This window comes from Pseudomonas sp. 2VD, from assembly GCF_005503585.1.
Taxonomy (GTDB): Bacteria; Pseudomonadota; Gammaproteobacteria; order Pseudomonadales; family Pseudomonadaceae; genus Pseudomonas; species Pseudomonas aeruginosa.
The window spans coordinates 1-3,665 of sequence record NZ_SCND01000491.1 but is presented as its reverse complement, the minus strand read 5'-3'; the positions used below and the strand labels follow the sequence as shown (position 1 = coordinate 3,665).

4 protein-coding genes are annotated in these 3,665 nt (G+C 67.9%); all 4 read left to right on the top strand.

Annotated elements, in window-relative coordinates; all coding sequences use genetic code 11:
- The first annotated feature begins 59 nt into the window (after positions 1-59).
- On the top strand, positions 60-1,412 hold the full coding sequence (locus FFS27_RS30350; RefSeq protein WP_137952433.1) for an NAD(P)/FAD-dependent oxidoreductase: 1,353 nt from the start codon (positions 60-62) through the stop codon (positions 1,410-1,412).
- Positions 1,413-1,424: 12 nt separating this feature from the next.
- Positions 1,425-1,772: a cupin domain-containing protein gene (locus tag FFS27_RS30345; RefSeq protein WP_021264670.1), complete on the top strand. Its 348-nt coding sequence runs from the start codon at positions 1,425-1,427 to the stop codon at positions 1,770-1,772.
- A 44-nt stretch (positions 1,773-1,816) separates the two neighbouring features.
- A complete protein-coding gene (locus FFS27_RS30340) occupies positions 1,817-3,049 on the top strand; it encodes an aromatic amino acid transport family protein (RefSeq protein ID WP_003088197.1) in 1,233 nt (410 codons plus the stop codon).
- 63 nt (positions 3,050-3,112) lie between these two features.
- Positions 3,113-3,665, top strand: a 553-nt coding sequence (locus FFS27_RS30335) for a PucR family transcriptional regulator ligand-binding domain-containing protein (protein ID WP_171019260.1), incomplete at its 3' end; no start/stop codon positions are given.

Here is a 3,665-nt window from a genome sequence, read left to right as displayed (position 1 = left end):
TTGTTTGTCAACGCGCAGTAGATGTAGCGCTCCACCGAAGGCTGCGTCGGTAGCGTGAGGTGTGTGTAAGCGTCAGCACCGCCAGCGCCCCCCTCGTCGGCGCCCACTCGGCGGACGTGGCGATAGTCGGCGGCGGTTTCGTCGGGCTCTGGACCGCCATCACCCTCAAGCAACTGGAACCGGACGCACGGGTCCTGCTACTGGAGCAGGACGTCTGCGGCGGCGGCGCTTCCGGCAGGAACGGTGGTTTCGTGATGTCCTGGTGGCCGAAGATCGGCACCTTGCTGGGCTTCTGCAACGAGGCGCAGGCGCGCTTCCTTGGCGAAAGCGCGGAGCGGGCGATCCAGGAACTCGGGGAGTTCTGCGCGCGGCATGACATCGATGCGCACTTCCAGCAGAAGGGCTGGCTGTGGACCGCCACCACGGCGCGCCACCTCGACGCCTGGAACGATACCCTCGCCGCCTGCGAACGGCTCGGCGTCAGTCCCTTCGAACGCCTCGACGCCAGCGAAGTGGCACGCCGGACCGGTTCGCCGGTGCATCTCGCCGGGGTCTTCGAGCGCAGCAATGCCACCGTGCAACCAGCCTTGCTGGTGCAAGGCATGCGCCGCGTGGCGCTGGCCCTCGGCGTGGAAATCCACGAGCGCTGTGGCGTCAGCCAGATCGTTCCCGGCCAGCCGGCACAGCTGCTGAGCGCCGGGGCCCGGGTCCAGGCCAAGGCGGTGGTTCTCGCGACCAACGCCTGGTCGGCCGCCCTGCCCAGGCTCTCCAGGCTGATCGTGCCGGTGAACAGTTCCATCGCGGTTACCGAGGCGATACCGCAACGGCTGGAGCGAATCGGCTGGACCGGCGGGGAAGCCATCACCGATTCCCAACTGATGGTGGACTACTACCGCACCACCCGCGACGGGCGCATCGCCTTCGGCAAGGGCACCGGCGCCATCAGCTACGGCTCGCGCATCGGCCGGGTATTCGACGTCGACCGGGAGAGCCTGGCCCTGACCGAGGCCGACTTCCGCCGCACCTATCCCTCGCTAGGCGACATCCCGCTGGTCGACGGCTGGTCCGGCCCCATCGACCGTACCTACGACAGCCTGCCGGTCTTCGGCCACCTGCACGAGAACATCCACTACGGCATCGGCTGGAGCGGCAACGGCGTGGGACCGAGCCGCCTGGGCGGGCGGATCCTCGCCAGCCTCGCCCTCGGCCGCGACGACCCGTGGAGCCGTTGTCCGCTGGTAGAACGCCGCTGCCGGAGCTTCCCCCCCGAGCCGCTGCGCTACCTGGGTGGCTCCCTGGTGCGCAACGCCGTCCTGCGCAAGGAACGCGCGGAACTCGCCGGTACCGCGCCCTCGGCCACCGACCGCTTTCTCGCGCGCTTCGCCCCCGCCGGCCTTGAAGACAAATCCTGAGGAGCCCATGGCATGAACCCTTCGCTCATCCGTCTCGACGACGAAAGTCCTTTCACCTCGCCCACGCCCGTCGGCCAGCCCCTGGGCGAACCGGTAGCCCTGACCCGTACCGCGGCCCACCGCCCGCTCGCCGACGGCAACGGCGTGACCGGCATCTGGGAATGCACCCCGGGGCGCTTCCGCCGACAGGTCGAGCAGGCCGAGTACAGCTACATCGTCAGCGGTGAAGGTCGCTTCACCCCGGACGAGGGCCAGGCCGTGGAGTTTCGCGCCGGCGACGCACTCTATTTCGCCGCTGCCACCCAGGGCACCTGGGACATCCGCCGGACCGTGCGCAAGACCTACCTGATCTTCGACTGACCCCGAAGAACCGAACTCCACCGCCCTGACAGAGGAAACAAGAAATGGGTATGCGAGAAGCGAACGACAACGCATCGGGCCTCAAGGCCCATCCCCTGGGCTCGCTCGAGACGATCGCGATCATCATCGGCACCAACATCGGCGCCGGCGTGCTGAGCATGGCCTACGCCGCCCGCAAGGTCGGCTACGTGCCGTTGCTGGTATGCCTGGCCCTGACCTGCCTCTTCTGCATCGTCACCATGCTCTACGTGACCGAAGCCTGCCTGAGAACCCGCGGCAACAACCAGCTCAGCGGCCTCTCCCGGCGTTACCTGGGCCCGCTCGGCGGCTGGCTGATCTTCATCGCGGTGGCGGCCAACAGCTACGGGGCCCTGGTCGCCTACATGACCGGCAGCGGCAACATCATGCTCGAGTTCTTCGGCCAGTACGGCCTCACGCGCGAGGTCGGCAGCCTGATCTTCTTCGTCCCCTCGGCGCTGGTGCTCTACCTGGGCCTGAAGGCGCTCGGCGTGGGCGAGAAGCTGATCAGCGCCGGCATGGTGGCCATCGTCTGCATCCTCATCGGCGCTACCCTGATGCACGACGACGCCCGTCTCGCCCACCTTTGGCAGAGCCAGTGGCAATACGTGGTTCCAGTGTTCAACCTGGCGGTCTTCGTGTTCGGCGCGCAGTTCCTGGTTCCGGAGCTGGTGCGCGGCAACCTGGCAACCCCCGGGCGCGTGCCGCGCCTGATCGTGGTCGGCATGCTGCTGACCTTCCTGCTGGTGGCGGCCATTCCTGCCTCGGTCATCGCCCTGGTCGGCCCCGACAACCTCAGCGAGGTGGCGACCTTGAGCTGGGGACGCTCCCTCGGCCAATGGGCCTACTACGTGGCGAACACCTTCGCCTTGCTGGCGATGCTGACCTCCTACTGGGGACTCGGCGGGTGCCTGTTCACCAATATCTTCGACCACTTCCGCCTGGGCAGCGAAACCAACCGGCGCAAACGCCTGGCGGTGCTCGCCGCGGTCTCGGTCCCGCCGTTCCTGCTGGCCTATGCGGGGCTCGGCGGCTTCGTGAACGCGCTGTACTTCGCCGGTACCTTCGGCGGCGTACTGATGGGCATCATCCCCATCCTCCTGCTCAACGCGGCGCGGCGCCACGGCGACCAACTGCCGGCATTCAGCTGCGGCTGGTATGCCCATCCGCTGATACAGGGGCTGATCGTCCTGGTGTTCGCCTCCAGCGGGGTCTATGCGATCGCCTCGGCACTGGGGATGCTGCCCGCCAGTTGGTGACAGGGCGCGCTGCCTGCGCCCGGGGCGATTACACTGAAAGCCCATGCCTGGAGTTTCCTGGACATGCCGCAGAGCATCCGCCACCTGATCGCCCTCCCCGAACTCCGTTCACGCCTGCTGAGCGGAGCCGGCGGCCTCGACCGCCCGGTTCGCTGGGCGCATGTCTGCGAACTCGACGACCCCACCGAATGGCTCGGCGAGGGTGACCTGCTGATGACCACCGGGCTGGGCATACCGAGCGAGGCCGAGCGGCAACGGCGTTACGTCCGAAGACTGGCCGAGGCCGGCCTGGCAGGCATGATGATCGGCGAGAACATGGAAGCCCCGAGCGACCTCGATGCCCTGCGCGAGACGGCCGAGGCCCTGGGCTTCCCGTTGATTCTCACCCACTACGGCGTCCCTTTCGCCGCCGTGACCCGGGCCATCGTCGATGCGGGGCAGAAAGACGAATACGAGCGCCGCAACGCCCTGGCCCGGATATACGAAAGCGCCCGATTGAGCATGCAGGGACTGGGCCTGCCGGCGCTGCTGCAACGCCTCGGCAAGGACGTGCGGAGCAGCCTCTACCTCATCGTTCCCGACACCCTGGCGGCCTGGCAGCCAGGCCTGCCAGGGC